Origin of the sequence: Faecalibacterium sp. Marseille-P9590 (assembly GCF_017377665.1) — a bacterium.
GTDB lineage: Bacteria > Bacillota > Clostridia > Oscillospirales > Ruminococcaceae > Faecalibacterium.
In genome coordinates this window covers 132,132-157,382 of sequence record NZ_JAFREF010000001.1, presented here as the reverse complement: position 1 = coordinate 157,382, position 25,251 = coordinate 132,132, and the positions used below count along the sequence as shown (strand labels likewise).

The window sequence follows — 25,251 nt, the reverse complement described above, 5'->3', positions numbered from 1 at the left end:
TAGATGAGAGTATTGATAATAAATAATCTCCTCTAACCGAACGCAGGTAGTGAGATGTACATAGTAAAAATACTGGAAAAATAGCGTATTTACGGCGCTTTTCGGAAGATGGGCAGAGCTGCAAGTGTGGTTTTTATCTCGCTACCTAGGTTTAGCAACAGCAGATGATTTTATCATAAGAACTTTCAGTATCACTACCTGCGTTTGTATGGAGCACTCTGGTTTATGAACAACGCATTGGAAGTGCTTTATCTGAACAGGGGCAGTGAAATAGAACATAGAATATAACGGTTGACACTTGAATTGCTGAGAAAATATTTATCAGCAGAAAGACAGTACGTAACTCGTATTGTGAAAAGAAATTTATAAGGAGAAAAGGCAATGATAAGAATTCTTCATTCTGTCAGCAATATGGATCGTGCTGGTATTGAGACGATGCTGATGAACTATTATCGATATATGGATAAGTCAAAAGTTCAATTCGATTTTTTATGCAATAAGAAAAAACCGGGAGCGTATGACGATGAAATAAAATCTATGGGCGGTAGAATTTATCATACACCGGGATTGAATCCGGCCAAGTATCCTGTGTACTTGAAATACATGCGAGAACTGTTTCAAGAACATCCAGAATATAAAATCGTTGAGGCGCACAATGGGGCACTTGGCGTGTATGCACTTCATGCTGCCAAAGTGAGCAAAATTCCTGTGCGCATTTTTCATGCACATGGAGCAAGCATAACGAAAGACTGGAAGCTTCCAATCAAGCTTGTTTGTAAGGCTTGCCTTCCCACAAATATGACGCATCATTTTTCTTGTGGTGTCGAGGCCGCAAAATGCTATTTTGGACAAAAAGTGGTAGACGAAAATGACTATGTGCTGATTCCAAATGCAATAGACGTTGCTCGCTTTATCTATAACCCCAAAATCCGTAATAAGATTCGCAAGGAAAACAATCTGGAAAACAAACACGTTGTGGGGCATGTTGGACGCTTTATGGCGCAAAAAAACCATACGTTCTTAATGGATGTTTTTGCAGAGGTCTTAAAAATTGATTCTCAGGCACATCTTGTTCTATTAGGCGATGGTGAACTGATGGATGAAATTAAAAGAAAGACGGCAGACCTTGGTATCAGTGAGCATGTAACCTTCGTTGGAAATGTTGGAAACGCCAATGAGTGGTATCAAGCATTTGACTGCTTTGTTTTGCCGTCAATCTGGGAAGGCATTCCCGTTGTGGGTGTAGAGGCTCAGGCAGCGGACCTTCCGTGTGTCTTTTCGTCAGCCATTACAAGAGAAATTGGGCTGTCACAGCGCGCAAAATTTGTTCCGCTCACAGAATCTGTTTCTGTATGGGCAAAAACACTGTGTGATGCGTTGCAGCAGAATGAGCGTAATGACAACACGAAGCTGATTACAGAACACCACTATAATATTGCATTTGAAGCGAAGAAACTGCAGGAGAGATATTTACAACTTGCTGGAGAAGTGAAATGAAGATCGGAATATTAACACATCAGTATATCAACAATTATGGTGCTTTTTTACAGGCATGGGCACTAAGAAAAGCAATTTCAGAACTATTTCCCGAAGATGAAGTGCAGATTATAGATTATGTAAACGTAAAACATTATATCATCAATGCCGGTGGGTGGTTTCGATTTTATAAAAATAGAGAAACGCTGAAAGAATGGTTTGCTAAGGTTCAGCTCCCGAATACTTTTGCGAAAGCAAGAAATCAAGAAATGATTCTTTCAAAAAGATGTTTTAATGCTCGGCAAATCAACGAATTAGCATTTGACTGCATTGTTGTCGGCAGTGATGAAGTGTGGAACTACAGAGATACAAAGGGAAATGCTGAACTTAAATTTGGTGTAGGATTAACATGTAAAAATTTGATTGCCTATGCGCCGAGTGTAGGAAAGACGGCAGCGGATGAAGTAGTTCCGCAGTATGTTATTGATGGTATCAGAAAGTTTAAGCGGATTTCTGCGAGAGATGACCTGACAGAACAACTGGTCGAGCAGGTAACAGGGAAGACACCGAAACGAGTTTTAGATCCTACTTTTTTGGCCGAATTTCCACGGGCAGAATTGAAAGCAAATAGAAGGCCGTATATTCTGTTTTACTATTGCGAAAATCTACCGGAAAATATTTTAAATCAAATTTTTTCTTATGCAAAAGAGCATGGTCTGGCGGTTTATGGCGCGGGTGAATATGACAAACGATATTCAGAAGTTACTGTAAACCTGACACCATTTGAGTGGGTGGAAATGTTCCGAAATGCGGAGTTTGTGTTTACTGGAACTTTTCACGGTGCAGTATTCTCTATTCTGAATCGCAGGCAGTTTAAGGTATATCTGACAAATGAAAGCCGAATCAAAAAAGTAACAGCCTTGCTGAGTGAACTTCAGATTACAAACCGCCCTATCAAAGAGGATTTTTGCTTCGATTTAGAAAGTATGAAGTCGGAAATCAACTATGAAAAAGTGTATGATGTCATAGAACAGAATCGGCAGAGCAGCAAGCAGTATTTAAAAGATGCGATAGGAATGGCAAAAAAATGAGAATAGGAATTTTAACACATCATTACGTAAAAAATTATGGTGCATTCCTTCAGATGAAGGGAATGTATGAAACGCTACAAAGGCTATATCCTGAAGCAGAAGTGAGAATCATCAATTATGTAAATCAAAAGCATTGGAGAAGAAACATCATCCATATTCTTCACTTTCGTCCGGGAATTGATACGCTTTCTACCTATGTGGAAAAAATCCGACAGTTAAGAACATTCACAAAATATGAACGCAGTATTCCGAGGACTCGCTCGGTAAAGACTGCCAAGGAGATAATCGATTTGAAATTGGATCTTATCGTTCTTGGCAGTGATGAAATTTGGAATCTGTGTGGATCTGGGTACCATCCTTTGAAATTTGGTACGGGACTTGAAAATCAGCGGACAATTGCTTATACACCGAGTGTTGGCGCAGTAACCGAAGAAACCGCTGTGCCGGAGGATGTCTTTTCGGGCTTGAAACACCTTGATCGGATATCTGGTCGTGATGTGGAATCTTTAAAATTTGTTGAGAGGGCCTGCGGAAGAAAAGCTGAGAAAATGCTTGATCCGACTTTTCTCTATAATTTTGATATGGATATTGAAAGGGAAAATATCAAGCCGAAGCCGTACCGGTATATTCTGATCTATGACTGCAAATTAACAGAACCGATGGCGAAACAGCTACAGGAATATGCAAAGAAAAATGATTTGAAGATCATTGGTGCGGGCGATTACAAGACATTCTACGATGAAGGATTTATTGACCTGACCCCATATGAGTGGGTCGATTTGTTTCGGAATGCAGAAAAAGTTATTACTGGAACATTTCATGGGACAGTTTTTTCTATTAAGTACAACAAATCGGTTTTGTGTTATCCAACAGAGAAAAACCGAATCAATAAGATTCGTTCGCTGTTATCCGATATGAAGATTGCCTCTCGACTTTTGGAGGTGGGATGCGAAGATGATTTTATCCCGCTGTTGGATACGCCAATGGATTATACGGAAACTCGAAACTATATTGCACAGAAGATTCAGGAAGCAGATGACTTCCTTACAGGAGATAAATCATGAGTTCGATCGTTTTATTTGACGATAAAAAGGATTGCTGCGGCTGTGGGGCGTGTATGAACGTTTGTCCCAAGAATGCGATTCGAATGGCGGAAGATGAAGTCGGTTTTGTTTATCCAGAAATCGATCAAAATTTGTGTATTGGATGCGGTGCCTGCAAAAAGGCTTGCGGCTATCAAATGCAGCCTATGATGCAGAAGTCCGAAGCGGTCTATGCGGCTGCATCGAACGATGACAATTTGTTGCGAAAATCTGCATCGGGCGGAGCATTTGCTGTCCTTGCAGAGAATGTGTTGAAAAAAGGTGGTGTGGTATATGGTGCTGCACTTCCTCTGGAAAATGGAAAATTGGAGCCAAAGCATCTCCGCATTGATACAGTGGAAAGATTGACTGAACTGCAAGGGTCGAAATATGTGAAAAGTGCGATTGGGGATACCTATGCACAGGCAAAAAAAGATCTGTTGGATGGAAAAAGTGTTTTTTTTCTGGAACACCTTGTCAGATTGCAGGCTTAAAGCAGTATCTGAAAAAAGATTATGAAAATCTGCTCACAGTGGACATTATTTGTCATGGAGTTCCAAGCAAACGATTTTTCCAGAGCTTTATGGAAGACTACGGGAAGAAACTGGGTGGAACGATCACCGAGTTTTATTTCCGGGACAAGAGCAAAGGTCAGGGTATGATTACCCGGAGTGTCTATAAAAATAAAAATGGCGAACAGCAAGAAAAAATAATTGTAGGAAATTTACTTTCCTACTTCAATTTCTTTTTGAGGTCATTCACATACCGCAAAAATTGCTATTCCTGCCCCTTTGCTTCAGAGAAGCGCGTTGGAGATTTGACTTTGGGGGATTTTTGGGGATTTCATGAAGAATACCCGTCTTATGATGAAAAGCAGGGACTTTCTAATGGGAAAGGCGTTTCTTGCATTTTAGTCAATACCAATCAAGGAAAAGCTACGTTGGAGCAGTGCGAAGGTCAGTTCGTCCTGATGACCTCAGACTTTGAGAAAGTTGCACGGCATAACGACCAGCTGCATTCGCCCAGCAAGTACAGCCCGAAACGTGAGCAGATTCTGGAATTGTACCAGAAAGAAGGCTATGAAGCGGTTGACCGCTATTTCCATAAAAACTATAAGAAGGATATCTTGAAATATACGGTTTCCGGAATGCTTCCAAAAGGGTTGAAGAGAAATATTAAGAAGATGGCTGGTAAAATTAAAAACAAGTAAAAATATAGGATGGAAAGAATGTAATATGGAGAAATAAAACAATGCTGTTTTTAGTATTTTTTATAGTGGTTGCACTATTGGTTGCACTGAAAGGAAACAAAAAATTTATTTTGTTTTTCATGGCATTTTATCCAGTATTGCCTGATTATTTTGCTATCGAATTGGGCGGCGGGCTTCCATTACTCAAGGCCAGCAGAATTTTGTTACTGATTCTGATGCTGTGTGTGTGTTTTCATAATAAAAAAATACATCTGATCAGACAACCATTGAAAGTTACAGGTTTATACTGGCCGTTGTTTATATATTTTGCGGCAAGAATTTTAGCAAATGGATATTATGCACTGAGTTTATCTGCGGCAATCAATACTGAGTTTACAGTGATTGTGGAACAGCTATTGCTGATTGTTATGATTTGTCAAGTTGTCCGAAGCAGAGAAGATGTGCATTTGTGTGTAAAGACTATTGTGAATGCAAGTGGCGTAGTAGCAATTATAAGCATTATCAATGTGCTGATTGGGTCCAACTTGTTTTACAATTTGAATACAGTGTCCAGAAATGTACTGATGGTATCTACTGTAAGAATGGGTATTATTCGTGCAGAGGCAACTTTCGGACATCCGGTATATTATGCAATGTATTGCGCACTTATTATTCCGCTTGCATTGTATGTTTGGCAAAATGAAAAAAATGCGTGGAATAGCTGTGTTCTCGGTTTAAATGTTATTGCGGCGTTTTTGACTGAGTCACGAGGAACAATCGTTGTATTGCTGGCACTCTTTTTGGTATATGTTATAATTGCGGATAAAAAAACGAGAAACAGAATTTTAACTGCGGTCTGTGCGATTGCATGTGTCGCTGTTGTGGTTTCTTTTGTTGTACCGACAGTTGCGCAGCAGTTTTCAAATATTATTAAATCTGTAATGATTGCATTTGGAGATAGCAGTGAGACAATTGAAAATTTTGGAGGAAATTCATCAACAGGACTTGAATCCAGAATGATTCAATTATCTGGCATTACTTGGATGCTTATGCACAATGCGATATTTGGATTGGGAGCAAGTTGTCACACAAGAGGAAAGCTAAGTTATTATATAAATGGTGCATGGTCTATCCGAGATACAATTGATAATGGATATGTTGCATATTTTGTAGAGGAAGGTCTGCTAGGAGGACTTGCGTGCTTTAGTCTTTTTTTCTCGCTTCTTAGAACCTCGTGGAAGAGGGCGACATTCAAAAATGCGGAAAACTTGAATAATGGCTTTTTCCTTTGCTTTCTATCATATGTTGCAGTTATGCTGTCAGTTGCAGATATTTCACAATTATTATGGGTAATTATAGCACTGTATATTATTTATAATTCTGAATTAAAAGCATGAGGGAAAAGAAATGATTTATAAAAGTAGAGATATTCGGTGGGCAAAAATTAGACTGATGTTATGTTCAAGTGGCTGGAAACGAGCAAAATATCTTAAGAAAAAACAAATTTTTTATGCAATGGGAGAGGACTGCTATTATCATACAAGAGATTTGCCCGCAGAGCCTTTTCTTGTTAAGTTGCATGATGATGTCCGCATTGCGGCGGGCGTTAGATTGATCACGCATGATATTGCGTCTTATATGGTAAACAAAATGCCTGAGTACGAACAAATAGGAAAGGCACACTATTATATGGGAACAATCGAGATATTTGATCATGTGATGATTGGAGCAAATAGCCTAATATTGCCTAATACTAAAATTGGTCCAAACGTAATTGTTGCAGCAGGAAGTGTTGTTACGAAGGATGTACCTGAGGGAGTAATCGTTGCGGGAGTTCCTGCTAAAGTAATAGGGAAGTTTGATGACTTTGCCAAAAAGAGAATAGAAAAGACAAAATGCGCTCCAGAAAAAGAAGATGGGATTGATAAGATAATAGAGTATTATTGGGGAGAAAATAAATGAGAAATATCTTGGTACTGATGTCTACATATAACGGAGAAAAGTATCTAAAAGAACAGATAGACTCCATTCTTGCTCAAAAAAATGTTGAAGTAACTATACGAGTTCGAGATGATGAATCGACAGATGGTACGATTCGTATTCTGGAAGAATACCAAAAATGCGGCAAACTTAATTGGTACTCTAGCACAAATATGGGACCGGCAAAATCATTCTTGGATTTGGTATATAACGCACCGTTAAAGTACGACTATTATGCTTTTTGTGATCAAGATGATTATTGGAAAGAAGATAAACTTTATAAAGCGATAGAAAGACTTGAACACTTTGATGACAAACCAGCATTGTATCATTGTGAGCTTGAAATTGTTGATGAGAATTTAGAACATATAAAAATGACCAGAAATTGCAATAAAACCAAGTTTATAGATCAAACTTTGATGGTCTTTTATATTCCAGGTTGCACTATGGTATTCAATAATTGTTTGATGAGAAAAATTCAGGAAAGAAAGCCGGAGTTTGATCTAATAACGATGCATGATTGTTGGTTGTATTATATCTGCCTCGGAATTGGTGGAAAAATCATATCAGATAAAAATGCGTATATCCAGTATAGACAACACGGAAATAATGTTATTGGAGCAAAACGAATTTCGATAAGAAAAAAAAATCCAAATGATATGCCAGCAAAACGGTTCCCCACGAGCGAAGATGATTGATGAAATCATAAGACTCTATGGACAAGATATGAAAAAAGAAATGCTTTCAAAATATAAGACTTTTGCCAGTTATCCAAAGTCCATAAAGGCAAAAAATTATTTTTTTAAGCAATCAACAGAAAACGTTTTTTCCACGCGGGAATTGCAGAAGGCAAAACTAAGGATTTTATTTGGATCGCTGTAAAAACAATAACGAAAGGAAATACATATATAATGTCAACTTCACTGAAAAAGGGATTGGCATATGTTTTTATAGCCAATTTCATAAATTTAGGATTTAATCTGATAACTAATTTTGTTCTCCCGAAAGAGCTGAGTGTGGAAAGCTACGCTACAATAAAAACATTCCAGCTATATGTAAGTTATGCTGGTTTATTTCACTTTGGATTTGTTGATGGAATGTACCTAAAATATGGAGGAAAAAACATTAAAGAACTCCGGCGTGAAGATTTAGGGACAAACCTTTCGACTTTAAGGTTGTTTGAAATTGTTGTTACGATTGTTTGTGCTATTATTGCGATAATTTCAAAGCAAGAAGTTTTGGTGTTTTTTTCGCTTTCAATTCTTCCGTTGAATTTAGCAAACTATTTCAAACAATTATATCAAGCAACGGGTGAGTTCTCACTTTACGGAAAAATCATGAATGCAAATACGATTTTGATTTTCTTTGCAAACATGATTTGGATTTTCTTAATAAAAACAGATAATGCTCTTTGCTTTCTGCTGAGTAATGTTGCGGTTTATTTTATTGTATGGATTGTATTGGAACTCAACTGTAGAAAACTTATTGGTAGCAAAAATGATGGAAATACATTTTCATTTGATGAGCTGATAAAAAATATAAAAGCGGGTATATTATTAACTGTTGGAAATCTGTCATCAGTTGTACTTACAAGTATGGATCGATGGTTTGTAAAAGCTCTTATGACTACGCTTGCATTTGCACAGTACTCATTTGCTGTTAGCATGGAGAACTTTATGAATGTCGCAGTCACACCTGTTACAACTACATTATATAATTACTTTTGTAAGGCAACAGATGAAGTTAAGGTAAGAAAAGCAAGAAATTATGTGATGATTTTTGCCGCATTGATTGTATCCTGTGCATTTCCTGCTAGATTTATTTTGGAAGTATATTTAACAAAATATATCGATTCTGCTAAGGTGATGTTTTTGCTTTTTGCGGCACAGATTTTTTATATTGTCATAAAAAGCATTTACGTCAATCTCTATAAGGCACAAAAAAAGCAGAGTATTTATTTTATAAAACTCACAGCGATTATTGTTGTGGGATTTGTGTTTAATGTAATATGCTATAACCTTTATAAGGTAAAGGAAAGTTTTGCAGTGGGTACATTGCTATCGGCTGTATGCTGGTACTTTTTATGTTTACCTGATTTTAAGTGGATAAAATATAACACCAAGGAAAAGCTGTATCCTTTTATTCAGACGTGCGCTTTTTTAGTATGTGGATTTTGTTTTAGTGCTATCCCTGGATTTTTCATTTATATTTTTGAAATAATGGTTGTGACATGGATTTCTTTTCCTAAGGAGACAAAGTTCATTATTAATGAGGCAAAAAGCAAGTTGGCTCACTTAAAGTAACATGATCAGAATAGCCTGAACATTATAAAAAGGTCGAAGTATTCCGCTTCTGACTAAAATAGGATGCGTTGAGCTGTTGTCTGAAAGAAATCAAGGAGAAAAGTAAAAATGAGTCAGCTTTTAATTATTACCAAAAAAATCCTTACTAATATTCTAGCAACTCTATATAAACCTTTTGGCTTTTCATGCTTGCTTTCTTTTTTTGCTCTGTTTTTTTACCTTTATGCCTATTACCCGTCTGAAGCCGGAAAAGGTTGGAAAGCAGCAATCCATACATGGTTTACTGCATTCAAAGTATCCTCTTTTTTTAGAAAGTTATTCTTGCTTGTTTTTGTCACCTCAATGATCCTGTTCCGGACGCTATTGAATCGGGACTTGTGGATGAATCCTTTGTCCGATGTAATGGGCGGCTGGGGCATCTGGGAAACGGTGAACGGAGAAAGACAGCTGACGACCGAGTGCATCGAGAATGTGATCCTGATGATGCCGTTCACCGGGATGGTGATGTGGATGTTTGATGTTGAGAAGGGTGTAGTATGGAAAAGCACAAAGCTTGGCCTGATCTTCTCCGTGAGCATCGAGATGCTGCAGTTGCTGCTTCGACTGGGGACATTCCAAGTGTCAGACATCGTGTACAACACGCTTGGCGGTATGCTTGGTGGACTGTGTTACAAGTGGGAAAGAAAGTACACGAAAGGCTGTCAAAATAGAGAATAATATGATATACTGGGGCAAACGAGACTGACTGTGTCTCAGGTGGGGCCCTGACTCTGGGGCCACGGGAGACCGTGGCTCTTGCTGCTCTAATAATCACACACCTTTACGCGGTGAGCAGCAGGCAACGATCTAAGGATTGGCTGAGATGTGAAGAACTACAGAAAAAATATGTGAGAGGGATATGAATGACAAAAAAATCAGACGAGGATTCCATTCATCCTTCGGAAACTGCCTATGATAAAGCCATAAAAAGAATGGAAGAACGAGAGGCACACATTTTTAATACTCCGGCTATGCAAATTGCCGCAGATGCTGCAGAACAAATAAGAATTCAACAGGCACCATTGATTCAAGCTTTACAGCCCCTGCAAGATGCTTTGCAACCATATCATAATTTAATAGATCAAAATAGCTTGGGGCTTGTTGCGGCATCTCTATCTTCTGTGGCCCAGACAATAGTTCCCGATAATGCAGTGGGCTCAATGACAGAATCTTTGAATGTTGTAGCAACAGCAATACAGCCGTACCAACAAGATATGAATTTATTCAACTCAAATGTTCTAGCCGCTTTTGAAGCTGCAGCAATTACGCCAGAACTACGGGATTTTCGTACACAGTTTGAAGTTAATGTCCAAGAAATGGGAGATGGTATGTCTGCTATTTCTGATTATGTAAATGGATTGACTTCACAGTGGGACAATGCGCTTGGAGTGGCTAATGTATTAGAGCGTAGTATTGCAGCACAAAATCTCGCTATGGTAAGAATGCTGCCCTGCTACAGTGATTTAGAGCTGCCGCGTGGAAGTAAAAAGGTATTAAGGTCTTTGACAAAAACGACTGCTAAGAAATTGATGCAGTCCGATGAGATTCAGTTTGATCCAAAGGAAAAAGACTTTTATCACAAAGATTCACCAGAAAGTAAGCTATCGGCAGATCAAATCACGGTGGTAGAGAGTTCGCTGGAGCTGTTTGCGGAGTTTACACTTGATGAGTTGCTTTCATTTGAAAGTAAATTGGAACAGAATTTTGCTTTTGCTGTTCGACATCCAGTTGGCATTAGAATATATGAAATTCTTCAAAATTGGAAGAACTTTGTAAGCTTTGAGAATATTACATATTATCATGCAAGAACGTTAGGTGAAAATCAACGACCTTTTCATGACTCTGAGATGATGAAAGCACCTACCAATGTTTCAGCACACGGCCGTTATAATGAAGTTGGAAGAAGTTGCTATTACATAGCTGAAACCAAGGACGGCGCATTAAAAGAAATTTACAAGCACAGTGGCAAAACCAAACCTCGTGTGCAAGTAATTGGGCTGAAAGCCATAAAATCGGCTAAATTACTTGATTTGTCTGGAGATGTAAAAGAAACTAATCGTTTCGTAGAGCACCTGAGATTTACAGTAGAAAACGATGAGGGAAGAACGGTGCAAGAATATTTACTGCCTAATTTTGTAGCTTCGTGCTGTAAAGAACTGGGAATTGACGGCATCAGATATAAAAGCACTGGATATAAATGCTGTGTTCTTTGGAAAGACGATTATTTTGAGAATGTCGAGGGCAGCAGAGAGATAATACCATATTAAAAATCCAAGGAAATATGTGAAGAAGATGCACAAAGTGCGGGGGTGATAAAATGGTTGACTTATATAAAAAATATTATCTTGATAGCGAGACGATCAAAGAGATTCTACAGAATGGAATTGTTGTGTTCGATACTTCTGCATTGCTGGATTTATATTACTATTCTTCAGAAACCAGAAATGAGATTTTTAATAAGGCATTCAATTATCTCAAAGGTCGGCTATGGATACCTGCACAGGTATACTTTGAATATTTAAAGAACAAAAGCAAGGTTTCAGAAAAACCAATCCTTTCGTATGAGCGACTATTAACGAAACAAAGCAAAGATGGTGGATATGTTAATTCAATCGTAGACAAGACAAAGATGCTCCAAGGGCAAAGTTTAGGCGAGATAAAAAATCAATTGAAGACACTGAAGGAACAAACATTAGGAACGGATAAGCACCCATATTTGTCTCCAGATGTGTATGCAGAATATGAAAGTGTATTGTCTGTTGTTGAAAATCAATTGACTGATTTTTCAACTAAGACAGCAGACTTCCAGACAAGAATACAGAAAGAAATTGAAAAGAAAATCACAGAGTTGCAGAGTGATCTGCTACCTGATAATGTGAATAACGCCATAGAAAGCAGTTTTCAAATTGGAAAAGAGTATTCTTTTTCAAAAATGATGGAAATTGCTAGAGAGGGAAGTTTTAGATATAGCGAAGAAATTCCTCCTGGATACGAAGACGGTAAAGAAAAGACTGGCCTCCAAAAATATGGAGACTTGTTTGTATGGAATCAAATCCTTGATTGTGCAAAATCAAAGCAAAAAGATTTTATCTTTGTAACAAATGATGTAAAGATAGATTGGTACGAGGAAGATAAAAGAACTCCTCGATTTGAGTTGCTAAAAGAATTTCGTGAACAAGCAAATAAGCGAATATGGCTTCTTTCAATGAAGAATTTTATTTATCACGTCAATTTATTGCTGGATGATCAAATTCACGAAAATGTATTGCAAGATATAGATTCCGTGCAGGATGAAAAAGAAAATGACAAGATCCGAAAAGAACTATCTGCAGATGACATTCAAAAGATTTTTAATAATTTGATAGTTAAACCCATTTATGTGATCGATAAAATTCCAAAGAATGAGTCAATTAGGCTGTTTGATAACCCGGATATTTATGAAGCGGAAGATGAAAATGGTCGAAAATTTAGAATAATAACTACCATTGTTGGAGGAGGAAATTACGCCAGGGTTTTGCATGGAATGACAAATGCGTTCGAGCTGAAGAAATTGTATGAAACCGGTAATGAGCATTATTGGTACTACAATTTTATAATAGCAAAAAATGAGGCACTCGTAGAGAAAATCATGGAGCATATGGGAAAAACCAAAGTTAGAAAGCTATTTGCGGATCATTCAATACAGACAGCAGTATGCTATCTTAATGAGGATCAAAATATAAATATTGCAAAAGCAAATTTTGATATTTGATGAAATTATCATTGCTTTTTGTAATTGAAATAGTACACAAAATGTAAGAGGTAACAAAAATGCCCAGAACCAAAGGAAGCAAGAATCGCGCCAAGACCGACTTCGATGCACAGATCGCAAAGCTGCAGAAGGACAAAGCTCTCTTAGAAGAGGGCCTAGCCAAGACGGTTGCTCAGATTGAGGAGTTAAAGACAGACATCAAGTCTATGCGTGAATCGCTGAAGCCGCAGAGAGCTGAGATCAAGCAGGTCGAAAAAGAAATCGCCAAGCTCGAAGCCAAGAAAGCCAAAGCAGATGCTAAAGCCGCTGAAGAAGCAAAGAAGGCTGAAGCTGAGAGTGTGGTTAAGAGAATGTTAGCCAGCGGGATGAGTGCGGACGAGATTCTGGAAAAGCTGAAATAAACAAGAACCCAAGAAAAAATAAATGCCGTGTGGACAAACTGAACTCCAGGAGTTCACACGGTATATTTTGAGAGTCACTATATAGTTTGTGACGGAAATAAAAAGGAGTGTGAGATAAAATGAATTTATCAAAAATACATCATATTGCAATCATCGTATCTGACTACGAAGCTGCAAAGGATTTTTATGTGAACAAATTGGGCTTCTCTGTTATCAGGGAAAATTATCGCCCGGAGCGCAAGGACTGGAAGCTGGATCTGCGTGTCAATGAACACACAGAGCTGGAGATTTTCGCTGAGGAAAATCCTCCGAAGCGTGTGAACCGACCGGAAGCTTGTGGGCTACGTCATCTTGCGTTCTGCGTGGATAGCGTGGAGCAGACAGTCAGAGAACTGGCAGAAGTTGGCATTGAATGTGAGCCGATCCGTGTGGATGATTATACCAGCAAGAAGATGACTTTCTTCCATGACCCGGACGGACTGCCGCTGGAGCTGCACGAATAATTATGGGAGAGAAAAGAGCATATAAAGCCAGAAAGCCCGGTGGAGGCCGGAAGAAGCTGAAGCCGGAGTACGATGCTGGGAAAAATCTGAAAGAGCAGATGGAAAGTGCTGTGGCACTTTATAATTCTGAGATGTCCTTGCAGGCCATCGGTGATGCCCTGAACCTAAACCCTATCAAAGTAAGGAAGCTCCTCATCACGGCTGGTGTGTATGAATCAGAAGTGGCGGAGAAGGTACAAGACACTTTTGAAGAGTACCGAGAAACACAGCGAAACACAGCGCTATAAAGAAGCTATACTCTCAACCGCAAATACTCTTCAACTCTCCAAAGCCTCCGTTACCTCGTATCTACCATATCAGAAAGGCGTGTATTACCCAAGTACAGCAGATAAAGAGAAAATCAGTGTAGGAGCAGAGCGGCAGCGGAGATACAGAGCGGTAAGAAAACTGAGAACCGAGCCGACAGAAGAGCATTTGTGGGAAGTGGTTCTTCTTTATGCTGATGTGCGATTCAAAACATATTCAGGTTTACCCTTTACCTATGAAATACGAAAGGGTCGTAATACAGCATTTGTCTCTAAGATGGCATTTGACGCGGAGAATTCTCTTATTATGCTCCCTGTAGAAACAGGGATGGGTGCTTCTCCGACGACTGGTTATGTGGATTTGTGGGCATATCCGAAATCCTCTCAAAAGAGTGACTTGGTTTTAACGTATGGGTTGACTTGGGATTTGAGAAATTATGCCGGGCTATTTGCATATCGCGTTGCATCGGCTAGTACAAAGGCTCCGAAAAATGGTTCAAGATTGATTTATATTCCATTGAATAATTGAAGAAAATAAGAAATTGGTATTTTAAAGTTAATTTTAAGGCTTGAAAAATGTACAATTAGCGACTAAGCCATTTTACGGGCTTGGCCGCTAATTTTTTATCATAAAACAAACGAATCCTAGTATGAAAATTGCACTTAAAAATAGAATTGGAGAAAAGGATGACTCTATTTATAGAGGAATATGAGTTTTTGATTATGAATAGAGCAGGCTGTTTAATTGGTCAAAAGACGGATGAAGGTGTTAAAGAAGTCAGCATGGTTATAGAAGGCATTAACGCTCTGCCTGTCGCCATGAAGCTGTCCAATCGGTACGGTGTGGAATTCTCGTTTATTTCTGCGGCCGATGTGGTACATTTGATCTGATGTACTATAGTCACATTAACTTGCTAAGAAGAGCAAAAGCGTTGAGTTTATCTTATAGTGGTAGTTTCTTCTGATGAGTTCAAGCGGAATGAAAAGCATAAGAAAACATACTTTACTTATGAGCAGCGTAAGCAGCTTCTTGAAGCAATCCGCTATGTTGACCTTGCTATTCCTGAAGAAAACTGGCAACAGAAGCGTTCCGATATGCACGAGTATCATGTGGATACCTTTGTCATGGGCGATGATTGGAAGGGAAAGTTTGATTTTCTGAAGGAAGAGGGTGTTGAGGTTGTGTACTTACCCAGAACTCCCGAAATTAGCACCAGCCAAATTAAGCATGATCTTTATGATGCAAATGGAGCGGATGGGGAGAGCCAGACACCACATGATGACATTGATACAGATCCATGCGTATGAGAATTGTGTGAATAGCTTGATTAAGGGTGGGTGCTGTCGAATGAAATTTGACGATTAGAGGAAACAATATTAAAATTTGTGTTGCAAAGCGAAAGAGAAAGTGATACAATATCATCATCTGCAAGACAGTAAAAACTTATAAAGAATCGTAAGGGCGTATGTATATTGCAAAGCAATATACCACTACACTAGTTCCCTTATATAAAATGTATCCGAAGAAACTGTAACTGGTTTCTCGGATTTTTGTGTTACAAACTTGAATGGATGACCATTGAATGGTATGAATAAGCGGGTGAAATGGGATTGAGGTCAACCGCAACAAGAAATCTGAAAGAATGCTGTACAAAACTAATGCTTCTTACAATCACAATTATTGCTGAAATCACGATTGGTATAGAGGGAGATGCTAGAGCGTTTTATCTGACGGTGTTATTACAAGCAATAAATACAATTGCAGACGTGATGGGGTATTTGGAGACTTCCTCTTATGAGTTCTGTTGCATACGTAGAGAAGTAATGGTTCTCGGAGCAAACGCGCTGGCAATTATTATAGCGGTATGTTATTCTTTTTCTGCTGAAACAAATGTGATTCATAAGGCACTTGAAAATATGGCAGTAATCATTATCTGTGCCATTCTTGTCGCAGCAGTTCTAGGAGCACTAGGACGGGAACTCAAGATACATATAGATTTATTAAAACCGAAGAGTAATGAACCGCATCAGAATGATGACTCTGATATTTCGACATCATGGGAAGACCGATAAATTGTAGGAGGCACTTTGGAAGATGAATGTGGCATTTATAATTGTAGCACTATTGATATTTATAGGATATGGATGGGGAGTTCTTTTTCCGGTCAATTCTTCGGAGAAAATCCTTTTAAACCGTGAGATTGTAAACAGGCGAGGATCTTGGCGATTCGCTATGGATCAAATTTTGCAAAAAAACAATTTAGAATTGCAAATTAAACGAGAAGCCAGAAAAAAAGTCAGATAAGGGTAAATGAACTATGACGCAAGAGTCGATTTTTGCAATTTTACAAGAAAAAGATGTTCAAGAACAGTGGCTTAATATTTGCAGATTGCACAGAATAACAAAGGAATATCTTCTGGTAGCAGAAGAAGTATGTGAAGAAGGTGTTCTTTTCTTTCAGCCGTTAAAGGAACATAGAGATGCCTATGATCATGTTATACGAACGTTCTCAATTGATTTAAAGAAAGTTCCAGAAGATGTGGATTGCAAACTGTATGTGAAGAAAAACTTGGAAAAAGCATACGGACATGAGTATAGAGCTTTTTTTGATACGGCAGATTGGCTGTCATACAATCTAAGAAAAAGCATCCGAGAGAGACTTCGCAAAATGTCTAAACGGGAAAAAAAAGAATTTATTCAGCGAAGCGGCGGAGAGGCTTTTTTAGAAAGGATGAATCAATATCCTTTTAAGGTGGCAGAGATGAGAGGCGATAAGGATATCGGGATGGCTTCGAATGATAGTCCGATTCGCGAGTATCAAAACATACTAGATGAAATGATTGCAATATATAAGAGCATCGGAGAATAGTTTTCCGAATTTTGGATTGCCTTTAAAAATGTAAAGCACTAGAAAGTTGAATGACGGTTTCAAACGGTAAGGTTCCATCTGCGAGCCTTACCGTTTTTCTTTTGCCTTAAATAAAAAATTAAAACTGTATTCCAAAACGGCTCTGCGGATTCCTATTAGTGTAGGGGTTTTCAAAATCTTTTGTGAAACGGCTTTCCTCTAGTTTTATGAGTGGAAAATAAACAAAATCTATATTCTAAAATTAGTCAGTTCAACAAAATTTAAAAAACTGGTTGCCAAACACCCATTTTAGAATGTTATAGGTAGAGGGGAACGTTGGAAAAATGAATTTTCTTTAAACTTTCAAAAGACCCGGTTTAAAAACACCCCTTAAAGTTTGTATAGGGTGTAAGGACTATTTTCTCAAACAGACCTATTCGCTGTTGGTCTCACCCCCGAAAATCCCTAATTCCTTACAAAGGCACATCGCACCTTGAAAATCGCATGAGCCACCCCAGCAGGATACCTCTGGTACTGAATGTGCATTCTGCGCGTCTTACCGGAAAATACGCCGGAGAAAATCGGGCAGGAACGGGCTGGGACAGAGTGGACAGTGGTTAAGAGCAAGATTAGCCTTTGTATACGAAACCGCTCCTACGGGCAGTTTCTCCACGGCGGCATCTTGATGGGGATTGCGCTCCCCATACCCTCACATCGTGCAAAATCACATGATTTTGCCCATTGGTGGCCTGCTGCAGCAGGTCACAGCCGGAGTGCAGATGCACTGCCGGGAAAATCAAATTCTTGATTTTGGAAAGGAGACCCCATGCCAAGAACGAAGAAAAAAGTGAAATCTATCGTAAAGACAAAAGTAATCTCCGCACGAGTTACAGAAGTAGTACATGAACTTTTACACCGGCAGGCAGAAGATGCCGGAATGACCCTCTCTGAATTTACAGCGCAGATGCTGATGAAAGGCCGCGTGAATACCTCGTATGTGTTCTATGTCCACCCGGACGAGATCGAAGCAATCACACGGGAGTTTGCCGCCATCGGGAACAACCTGAACCAGATCGCGGCGTTCTTCAACAGTGGAGGCCTTCCATCACATGTTATGCGTGAAAACATCAACCATGCGATTTCCCGCATTTTTGAAATGCGGGAACAAGTCGCAGAAATGGCAGGAAAGAACTATGGCAATATTAAAGCACATCGCAAGTAAGAGTTCCAACTATGGTGCTGCACTGGAGTATCTGATTTTCAAACATGATGAGCTTCGGAAAACTCCGATCCTTGACCAGAACGGAAATCGTATCATGCGAGATGAGTTTTATCTGGACGGTCTGAACTGTGAACCCTATTCCTTTGATGCGGCCTGCCAGCAGCTGAACCGCGAGTACCAGAAAAACAAAAACAAGAATGAAATCAAAAGCCACCATTACATCATCAGCTTTGATCCACGGGACAGCACAGAAAATTGTTTGACGGGGAAACGGGCGCAGGAGCTTGGACTGGAATACGCAAAAGCCAACTTTCCGGGACATCAGGCATTGGTCTGTACGCACATGGATGGGCACAATGGCAGCGGCAACATTCATGTCCATATCGTAATCAACAGTTTGCGAAAACTGGATGTGCCCCAGCAGCCCTTCATGGAGCGACCCATTGATAGCAAGGCTGGCTACAAGCACCATGTAACAAACGAGTATCTGAAGCACCTGCAGAAATCCCTCATGGATTTGTGCAACCGCGAATTTCTGTATCAGGTCGATTTGCTGTCACCATCCAGAACGGGTGTGACCGAAGCAGAGTATTGGGCACAGCGGCGGCTGGATGAGAAAAAACAGGAAATCGAAAAGGAAGGATTTACGCCCAACCTGACAAAGTTTCAAACACAGAAACAGCTTATCCGGGATGCTGTTGCCGCTGCTCGTGAGAAAGCAATCTCGTATGAAGATTTTCAAGACATCCTGCAGGATGAATACAACATTTTTGTCAAAACACAACGTGGGCGTTACAGCTATCTGCTACCGGAACGGAACAAGTTTATATCGGAGCGTTCTTTGGGGGATAGCTGCAAAAGAGAATGTCTGGAAGGATTTTTTGTTCAGAACGCCGAGAAGAATCTGCGGTACAAGGAAGATCCCATACTGATCTTTACGACCAGAACCAGGCTGCGGCTTGTTGTGGACCTGCAGGAGAATGTTAAGGCACAGGAAAATCTGGCCTATGCGCTAAAGGTCAAAATCAGCAATTTGCAGAAAATGGCTGAAACGCTGGTATGGGTACAGGAGAATAACATTAACGATCTGACAGAACTGAACGATCTGTGTAAAACTGCGCAGGCCAATGCGCAGGCAGCGTATGAACGGCTGTCACAGGCGGAGGATGAACTGTACAAAACCAATGAACAGATTCATTATGCGGGGCAGTACCTTTCCACAAAAGAGGTCCAGCAGCAATTTACGAAAGCAATTTTCAAGAAAAAATTCCGCGCAGAGCATTCCAAGGAATTGGATGCCTATGTGGAATCCGTGAAATATTTCCGGGAAGAAAATGATGGAAAGCTGCCATCGCTGAAATCTTTGAAAAAACGGAAAGAAGAACTGACGAAAGAAATCGCGGAGAGGAAAAAGGTATACACTCCCCTGAAAGAAGAATCCCGGCGTCTGGAAGTTGCATCGGATAATGTGTACAGCATCTTCCGAAAAACCAATGAGATGAAATCCGACCTTGCATGGAAACGCGAGTGGGAGGCTAGAGTCCGCGAAAAGGCAAGGCAGGAGCAGGTTCGACAGGAACAGCGCGTACGTCAACCGAAACGTAAGAAGCGCAGCTATGATGTGAGCCTGTAATCAGCAGGGTCTTCCACCCCGCACCCCGGAACCCTGCCGGATGCGTAAGCCCGTGCAGGACTTTCCCATTCGGCAGGGACTTTTGAAAACGATTAGGAGGAAGTTTGAGTAAAGAGTACATCAAGGCACAAACCCCACTACCCGCTTATTTCCCTTATCCGAAATTTCTGCTGCAGATGAGCCTTTCCCATACGGCACGATTGACGTATGTTCTGTTGCTGGACCGCATGACCCTTTCCCAGAAGAACGGCTGGGTGGATGCACAGGGCCGGGCATATGTGCTCTATCCGTTGGCAGGGCTGGCAGAAGATCTGCAGAGCAGCATTTCCAGTGTCACCCGTGCCCTGCGGGAACTGGAAGCCGCACGGCTGATCGAACGGTGGTCCAATGGCTTTTCCAAGCCAAACCAGGTGTTCCTAAGCTTTCCATCTACTGCGCAGAAATGCACAGTCGAGATGGTCAAAAATGAGCAGCCTGATTGCTCAAAAGTGGGCAATACGGTTGCGCAAAACTGCACACCTAACCAAATAAATAAGAACAACCTAAGATTGAACCAACTGAGTAGAACCAAAGAAGCATATGGGCGTTATCGGAATGTCTATCTGGAAGATTATTCAGAACTGAAAACGGAAATTGCAGAGTTAGATTCCCTGATTGATGACCTTTCAATCTATATGCAGTCTACAGGCAGGAAGTACGCAGACCATGCGGCGACCCTGCGTAGCTGGTCAGCACGGAAGAAAAGACAACAGAAACCGGGAGCAGGTATCCCGGACTATACCTACAACAAGGAGGAAAGTTTATGACGGAAACAATCCAGACAGCGATGGACAGGCTTATGACGATCTCTGTGGAACCGCAGGACTATGTTGCAGAAGATGGGCTGTTGTACTGCGGCAGCTGCAAAACTCCCAAGGAAGCGTTCTTTCCGAACGGCAAAAAACTGTTTGGGCGTGACCGCCATCCGGCTGAATGCCGGTGCAGGCAGGCTACAAGGGAAAAGCAAGAGAAAGAAGAACGTGCAAGGCTGCATTACGAGAAAGTGCAGCGGCTGAAGCTGCAGGGCTTTACCGACTGGGCGATGTAGCACTGGACATTTGCAAACGATCACGGGCAAAATCCACAGATGCAGCTGGCACAGCGGTATGTGGCCCACTGGCCGGAAATGCGGGAAAAGAATGTGGGGCTGCTGCTCTGGGGCGGTGTCGGTACAGGCAAGAGTTTTATGGCGGGTTGCATTGCCAATGCCCTGATGGAACAGGAAGTGGCCGTCTGCATGACGAATTTTGCCCGAATCATGAATGAACTGAATAACGCCTTTTCCGGGCGAAATGAAGTCGTGGACAGGCTCTGCGGCTATCCGTTGCTTGTCATTGACGATTTCGGCATGGAGCGGGGCACGGAATATGTGCTGGAGCAGATTTACAACATTATCGACAGCCGTTACCGCAGCCGAAAACCACTGATCGTCACCACGAACCTGACCCTGACGGAGTTGAAGAACCCGCAGAATACCGCACACGCCCGTATCTATGACCGGCTGCTGGAACTGTGTACCCCGATTGCCTGCACAGGCCCCAGCATGAGAAAGGATATAGGACAGGCAAAATTGAACTTGCTGAAAGCACTTCTGGCCTGAATGGGAGGAACGCAATTGAAAGAAAACGGTACAATGAATTGGCTGGCGCAGATCCGCCAGATGAAGAACCGGGACATCCGCACGATTGAACAGTCTGAACTGCAGGAACTGCAGCAGGATGCAGTGGAACACGGATTGCCACAAGAGGAAAGGCTGAAAAAGCTGCTGGATAAGGTCCGAAATCCTTACTGCTATCTGGACAATGGAATTATTGTAAAGCTGAATTTTGCACCAAGAGGGTGCAGCACACTGTCTGAGCGCATTGGCAGGTGCTTTCAGTCTGCCAGCTGAAAAGGCAGAGAAGCTTTCGGCAAACTGCTGAAAAAAACGCAGAAAAATTTCACACTTTAATGCGATAAAGCGATAGACAAAAGATGATGATTCTGGTAAGCTGTTTACGGGTAAGAAGATAGGAATGTGCAAGCTGAGCAGAACCTGCTCGGTAGGCTTGTTCTACATAGAAAATGTGGAGCCTTTCGCTTCTCTGACGAACAGTATTGCCGATTCGTTAAGGAGGTGGAAGGCTTTTGTTATACCCGGATATAAATTTGCAGAAGAGAACACAGCAAAATACAACCCGATACCGTACAGCCTTGTACTTACGCTTATCTCGTGAGGATGGCGATAAGACAGAGAGCGACAGTATTGCAAACCAGCGTACCTTGCTGGAAGCCTATACTGCAGACCACCCGGAACTGTGCATCGTGGATGAGTTTGTGGACGATGGCTACTCCGGCTCAAACTTTGAACGACCTGCGTTCCAAAGGCTGTTTCGGGAACTGGAACAAGGAATCATCAACTGTGTTCTGGTGAAAGACCTGTCCCGCTTTGGACGAAATTACATTGAAGTGGGGCGTTATCTGGAACGTATTTTCCCGGTCATGCGGGTCCGGCTGATTGCAGTGACGGATAATTATGACAGCCAATCTGCGTGGAAGACCAGCGATTCCATCATGGTCCCGATGCGAAATTTGCTCAATGATGCCTACTGTCGGGATATTTCCGTCAAAATCAAGAGTCAGCTTGCGGTAAAGCGGAAGCGCGGCGATTTTGTGGGAAGTTTTGCAACCTATGGGTACCAGAAGGACCCCAGCAATCATACCAAGCTGATCGTGGACGAACTGGCAGCGGAAACAGTGCAAGATATTTTCCGCTGGAAGATCAGTGGCATGAATAATCAGAGCATCGCAGACCGATTGAATGCGAAAAAGGTGCCGTCCCCGGCTGCGCGAAAGCTGCAGAGCGGTGCAAAGCTGAGCCTGCATTTCCGCAAGAGCGATGAGCCGCCGTGGTCTGCCAAGGCAGTGGACCGCATTCTGCACAACGAGGTCTATATCGGGAAGCTGGTGCAGGGAAAGACCCGGCGACTGGATTATCGCTCCAAAAAGAAAATGAATGTGCCGATGCGGGACTGGGTAATCGTGGACAACACTCATGAAGCAATCATTCCGGCAGAGCAGTTTGAACTGGTGCAGCGGATTCTGGAAACCGAAACCCGCAGGCCAAACGATGCCGAAACGGTGGCCCTGTTTGCAGGCTTTCTCTACTGTGGGGACTGCGGCAGTCGGCTGGTACGCAGGTCGGCCAGCTATAAAAGAAAGCGGTACATCTATTATCAGTGCTCCGGCAGCAAACAGAACAAAGGCAGCTGCACGAGCCATAACCTACGGGATGAAAAGCTCTATAACATTGTGCGGAATGCGCTCCAGATGCAGATCCAGATTGTGATGGAGGAAGCAGAATTTGTGGAAAGCATCCGGCAGGCCCAGCAGGAACCCTACCGTGTGCGGCGCATTGAACGGCAGATTCGGCAGCTGACTGCAGAAAAGACCCATACACAGGGCATTAAGGAAAAACTGTATGGGGATTATGCAGACGAAATCCTCACACGGGAGGATTTCCTGAACTACAACGAACTGTACAGCAAGCGAATCGAAGAGTATGACCGCAAAATTGAGGAACTGGAGGCGGAACAGCAAAATTTACAGACTGCCCCGAATGCGTATCCATTTCTGGACGTGTACCGTAAGTATCGAAAATTGGAAGAAATCACCCGCCCGATGATTGTCGAATTGATTGAGAAAATCGAAGTCTATGAGGGCAATCGGGTGGAAATTACGTTCCGATTCCAGGATGAAATTGCAGACCTGCTGGAGGAATTGCACCAAAAGCAGCATGAAGTGTCAGCTTGAAAGAAGGTCGTGATTTATGGCAAGAGTAAGCAAGAAAGTAAGTGCGGCGCAGCGGGAGGCCGAGAACGCACAGCACCGTATCTGGAAAACCGCAATTTACGCACGATTGTCTGATTTCGATGATGTGCTTCGGAATACGGAATCACTGGAAGTGCAGATTTCCTATATCAAGGAGTACATCAATCACCGGGATGATTTGATGCTGCTGGATGTATTTGCGGACAAGCGGTGTACAGGGATGAACTTTGACCGCCCGGAATTTGAACGGCTGCTGAAAGCACTGCAGGAGCGGAAAGTCAACTGCATTGTGGTAAAGGACTTCTCCCGACTGGGCCGTAATTTCGTGGAAACAGGTCAGTATCTGGAACAGGTGTTTCCACTGTTTGGCGTAAGAGTTATCGCCATCAATGATAATTATGATAGCCTGAACAGCCAGAGTCGGGACGGGATGCTGGTGCCGATCAAGAGCATGATCAATGAAATGTACTCGAAAGACCTGTCCAAGAAGATTCAGTCGTGCTTTCGTTCCAAGGAAGCACGAGGAGAAATCTATACGCCTGTTCCGTTCGGTTACAAGAGAAATCAGCAGAATCATTTGATTCTGGACGAGGAAGTCAGCGATGTGGTAGTTCGGATTTTTCTCTGGAAGAAATCCGGTATGAAAGAGCGCGAGATTGCAAAAAAGCTGTCTGCGCAGGGAATCCCGACACCTTTTACACGCCGCTGTCAGCTGGGATACCTGAAAAACACCTTGCGGGTAAAGGACCCAGCATGGCAGACCGTTTTCGTGACAAAGGTGCTGGAAAATCCAATCTACACAGGAACAATGGTCTATAACCGCATCGCTTATGATGAAACGTATCGGAAAATCGGGCGGAATCCACGGGAAAGCTGGCGGATGGTGCCGGACAGCCATCCGGCAATCATCAGTTGGGAATTGTTTGATGAAGTTTCTGCATTGCGGGAAGCCGAGCAAGCGGTCAGGGAGGAACGGAAAAAGTGGTGCAGACAGCGCAGAGAAAGTAATCCGAACATTTTCAAAGGCCGGATATTTTGCAAAGAGTGCGGAGAAAAGCTGTTTTGTCATTGGCAAAGCGATGGTTCGCTGTATTTTTACTGTGCATCTTGCCATGTTTCAATTTCAGAGAAAGACCTCTGGAATGGCATTAACAAGGAGTTGCACCAGCGGATGGAAGAACACCGTGATTTGCAGAAGCTGGTACGGAAAAGCTCTGGAAAAAGCAAACTCCAATCAAAAGAAATAGCTACAAAACGTGAAATTGAACAGGCGTCAGGCAATATCGTTCGACTGGAATCACAGAAGCGCAGCGGCTACGAGCAGTATGTCCTTGGAAAAATTTCAAAAGAAAAGTTCTTGGAATTGAAGCAGGATGCAGAGAATGAAATTGAGGCATTCAGACAGACAAAAGCTGAAAACGAGAAAGAACTGGTAGTTGTTCAAGAAGAACTGCGGCAGAAAAAGCAAATCGCAGACAACACAGAGGTGCTTTTGACGGCAGACAATCTACAGCAGTATGTAAAGAAAATTGAAGTGGACCGCGAGAAAATCACTTGCACGGAATTTTCGTTCTAACG

At 41.7% G+C, this 25,251-nt stretch carries 27 protein-coding genes and 2 pseudogenes; all 29 read left to right on the top strand.

What is annotated here, in order from left to right; genetic code table 11:
• Positions 1–381 precede the first annotated feature (381 nt).
• The 29 genes and pseudogenes from J3349_RS00810 to J3349_RS00670 all read left to right on the top strand — a co-directional run bounded on the left by J3349_RS00810 (position 382) and on the right by J3349_RS00670 (position 25,249).
• A complete protein-coding gene (locus J3349_RS00810) occupies positions 382–1,497 on the top strand; it encodes a glycosyltransferase family 1 protein (RefSeq protein ID WP_207676023.1) in 1,116 nt (371 codons plus the stop codon).
• Complete coding sequence (locus tag J3349_RS00805) at positions 1,494–2,567, top strand: polysaccharide pyruvyl transferase family protein (RefSeq protein ID WP_207676021.1); 1,074 nt, start codon at positions 1,494–1,496, stop codon at positions 2,565–2,567. The genes J3349_RS00810 and J3349_RS00805 overlap by 4 nt, the downstream gene beginning before the upstream one ends.
• Complete coding sequence (locus J3349_RS00800) at positions 2,564–3,631, top strand: polysaccharide pyruvyl transferase family protein (RefSeq protein ID WP_207676019.1); 1,068 nt, start codon at positions 2,564–2,566, stop codon at positions 3,629–3,631. The genes J3349_RS00805 and J3349_RS00800 overlap by 4 nt, the downstream gene beginning before the upstream one ends.
• Positions 3,628–4,143 carry a 4Fe-4S binding protein gene (locus J3349_RS00795; RefSeq protein ID WP_207676017.1) on the top strand — a complete coding sequence of 172 codons (516 nt, stop codon included), beginning with the start codon at positions 3,628–3,630 and terminating at the stop codon, positions 4,141–4,143. The genes J3349_RS00800 and J3349_RS00795 overlap by 4 nt, the downstream gene beginning before the upstream one ends.
• Positions 4,038–4,859, top strand: coding sequence for a Coenzyme F420 hydrogenase/dehydrogenase, beta subunit C-terminal domain (locus J3349_RS00790; protein ID WP_207676360.1), 822 nt, complete (start codon positions 4,038–4,040; stop codon positions 4,857–4,859). Before J3349_RS00795 ends, J3349_RS00790 begins: the two co-directional genes overlap by 106 nt.
• Positions 4,860–4,900: 41 nt before the next feature.
• Complete coding sequence (locus tag J3349_RS00785) at positions 4,901–6,235, top strand: O-antigen ligase family protein (protein ID WP_207676015.1); 1,335 nt, start codon at positions 4,901–4,903, stop codon at positions 6,233–6,235.
• A 10-nt stretch (positions 6,236–6,245) separates the two neighbouring features.
• Positions 6,246–6,800: an acyltransferase gene (locus J3349_RS00780; protein WP_207676011.1), complete on the top strand. Its 555-nt coding sequence runs from the start codon at positions 6,246–6,248 to the stop codon at positions 6,798–6,800.
• Positions 6,797–7,516: a glycosyltransferase family 2 protein gene (locus tag J3349_RS00775; RefSeq protein WP_207676009.1), complete on the top strand. Its 720-nt coding sequence runs from the start codon at positions 6,797–6,799 to the stop codon at positions 7,514–7,516. The genes J3349_RS00780 and J3349_RS00775 overlap by 4 nt, the downstream gene beginning before the upstream one ends.
• Positions 7,509–7,700 carry a hypothetical protein gene (locus tag J3349_RS00770; RefSeq protein ID WP_207676001.1) on the top strand — a complete coding sequence of 64 codons (192 nt, stop codon included), beginning with the start codon at positions 7,509–7,511 and terminating at the stop codon, positions 7,698–7,700. Before J3349_RS00775 ends, J3349_RS00770 begins: the two co-directional genes overlap by 8 nt.
• Before the next feature lie 29 nt (positions 7,701–7,729).
• Positions 7,730–9,121, top strand: a complete 1,392-nt coding sequence (locus tag J3349_RS00765) for a hypothetical protein (protein ID WP_207675999.1) — start codon at positions 7,730–7,732, stop codon at positions 9,119–9,121.
• A 108-nt stretch (positions 9,122–9,229) separates the two neighbouring features.
• Entirely contained in the window at positions 9,230–9,838 is a 609-nt protein-coding gene (locus J3349_RS00760; protein WP_207675995.1) for a VanZ family protein, read from the top strand.
• Between the two features lie 185 nt (positions 9,839–10,023).
• A complete protein-coding gene (locus J3349_RS00755) occupies positions 10,024–11,427 on the top strand; it encodes an RES family NAD+ phosphorylase (protein ID WP_207675994.1) in 1,404 nt (467 codons plus the stop codon).
• A gap of 50 nt (positions 11,428–11,477) precedes the next feature.
• Positions 11,478–12,911 (top strand): PIN-like domain-containing protein, encoded by a 1,434-nt coding sequence (locus J3349_RS00750; protein ID WP_207675993.1) that lies wholly within the window; start codon positions 11,478–11,480, stop codon positions 12,909–12,911.
• A 59-nt stretch (positions 12,912–12,970) separates the two neighbouring features.
• Positions 12,971–13,312, top strand: a complete 342-nt coding sequence (locus J3349_RS00745) for a hypothetical protein (RefSeq protein WP_207675992.1) — start codon at positions 12,971–12,973, stop codon at positions 13,310–13,312.
• A gap of 119 nt (positions 13,313–13,431) precedes the next feature.
• A complete protein-coding gene (locus J3349_RS00740) occupies positions 13,432–13,815 on the top strand; it encodes a VOC family protein (RefSeq protein WP_207675991.1) in 384 nt (127 codons plus the stop codon).
• Between the two features lie 2 nt (positions 13,816–13,817).
• Positions 13,818–14,102 (top strand): hypothetical protein, encoded by a 285-nt coding sequence (locus J3349_RS00735; RefSeq protein ID WP_207675990.1) that lies wholly within the window; start codon positions 13,818–13,820, stop codon positions 14,100–14,102.
• Positions 14,062–14,649 (top strand): hypothetical protein, encoded by a 588-nt coding sequence (locus J3349_RS00730; RefSeq protein WP_207675989.1) that lies wholly within the window; start codon positions 14,062–14,064, stop codon positions 14,647–14,649. Before J3349_RS00735 ends, J3349_RS00730 begins: the two co-directional genes overlap by 41 nt.
• 158 nt (positions 14,650–14,807) lie before the next feature.
• Positions 14,808–15,011 (top strand): hypothetical protein, encoded by a 204-nt coding sequence (locus J3349_RS00725; protein ID WP_207675988.1) that lies wholly within the window; start codon positions 14,808–14,810, stop codon positions 15,009–15,011.
• Positions 15,011–15,428: pseudogene (gene tagD, locus J3349_RS00720) on the top strand (glycerol-3-phosphate cytidylyltransferase). The gene J3349_RS00725 and the pseudogene tagD overlap by 1 nt, the downstream one beginning before the upstream one ends.
• Before the next feature lie 351 nt (positions 15,429–15,779).
• A complete protein-coding gene (locus J3349_RS00715; protein WP_207675987.1) occupies positions 15,780–16,193 on the top strand; it encodes a hypothetical protein in 414 nt (137 codons plus the stop codon).
• Between the two features lie 22 nt (positions 16,194–16,215).
• Positions 16,216–16,425, top strand: a complete 210-nt coding sequence (locus J3349_RS00710) for a hypothetical protein (protein ID WP_207675986.1) — start codon at positions 16,216–16,218, stop codon at positions 16,423–16,425.
• 13 nt (positions 16,426–16,438) lie between these two features.
• Positions 16,439–16,990, top strand: a complete 552-nt coding sequence (locus tag J3349_RS00705) for a hypothetical protein (RefSeq protein WP_207675985.1) — start codon at positions 16,439–16,441, stop codon at positions 16,988–16,990.
• A gap of 805 nt (positions 16,991–17,795) precedes the next feature.
• A complete protein-coding gene (gene mobC / locus J3349_RS00700) occupies positions 17,796–18,191 on the top strand; it encodes a plasmid mobilization relaxosome protein MobC (RefSeq protein WP_207675984.1) in 396 nt (131 codons plus the stop codon).
• Positions 18,163–19,824 carry a relaxase/mobilization nuclease domain-containing protein gene (locus J3349_RS00695; protein WP_207675983.1) on the top strand — a complete coding sequence of 554 codons (1,662 nt, stop codon included), beginning with the start codon at positions 18,163–18,165 and terminating at the stop codon, positions 19,822–19,824. Before mobC ends, J3349_RS00695 begins: the two co-directional genes overlap by 29 nt.
• Before the next feature lie 104 nt (positions 19,825–19,928).
• Positions 19,929–20,630 (top strand): replication initiator protein A, encoded by a 702-nt coding sequence (locus J3349_RS00690; RefSeq protein WP_207675982.1) that lies wholly within the window; start codon positions 19,929–19,931, stop codon positions 20,628–20,630.
• Positions 20,627–21,463: pseudogene (locus J3349_RS00685) on the top strand (ATP-binding protein). Before J3349_RS00690 ends, J3349_RS00685 begins: the two are co-directional and overlap by 4 nt.
• A 15-nt stretch (positions 21,464–21,478) precedes the next feature.
• A complete protein-coding gene (locus J3349_RS00680; protein WP_207675981.1) occupies positions 21,479–21,754 on the top strand; it encodes a DUF6870 family protein in 276 nt (91 codons plus the stop codon).
• Positions 21,755–22,056: 302 nt separating this feature from the next.
• Complete coding sequence (locus J3349_RS00675; RefSeq protein WP_207675980.1) at positions 22,057–23,655, top strand: recombinase family protein; 1,599 nt, start codon at positions 22,057–22,059, stop codon at positions 23,653–23,655.
• Between the two features lie 16 nt (positions 23,656–23,671).
• Positions 23,672–25,249 (top strand): recombinase family protein, encoded by a 1,578-nt coding sequence (locus tag J3349_RS00670; RefSeq protein ID WP_207675979.1) that lies wholly within the window; start codon positions 23,672–23,674, stop codon positions 25,247–25,249.
• The last annotated feature ends 2 nt before the right edge of the window (positions 25,250–25,251 follow it).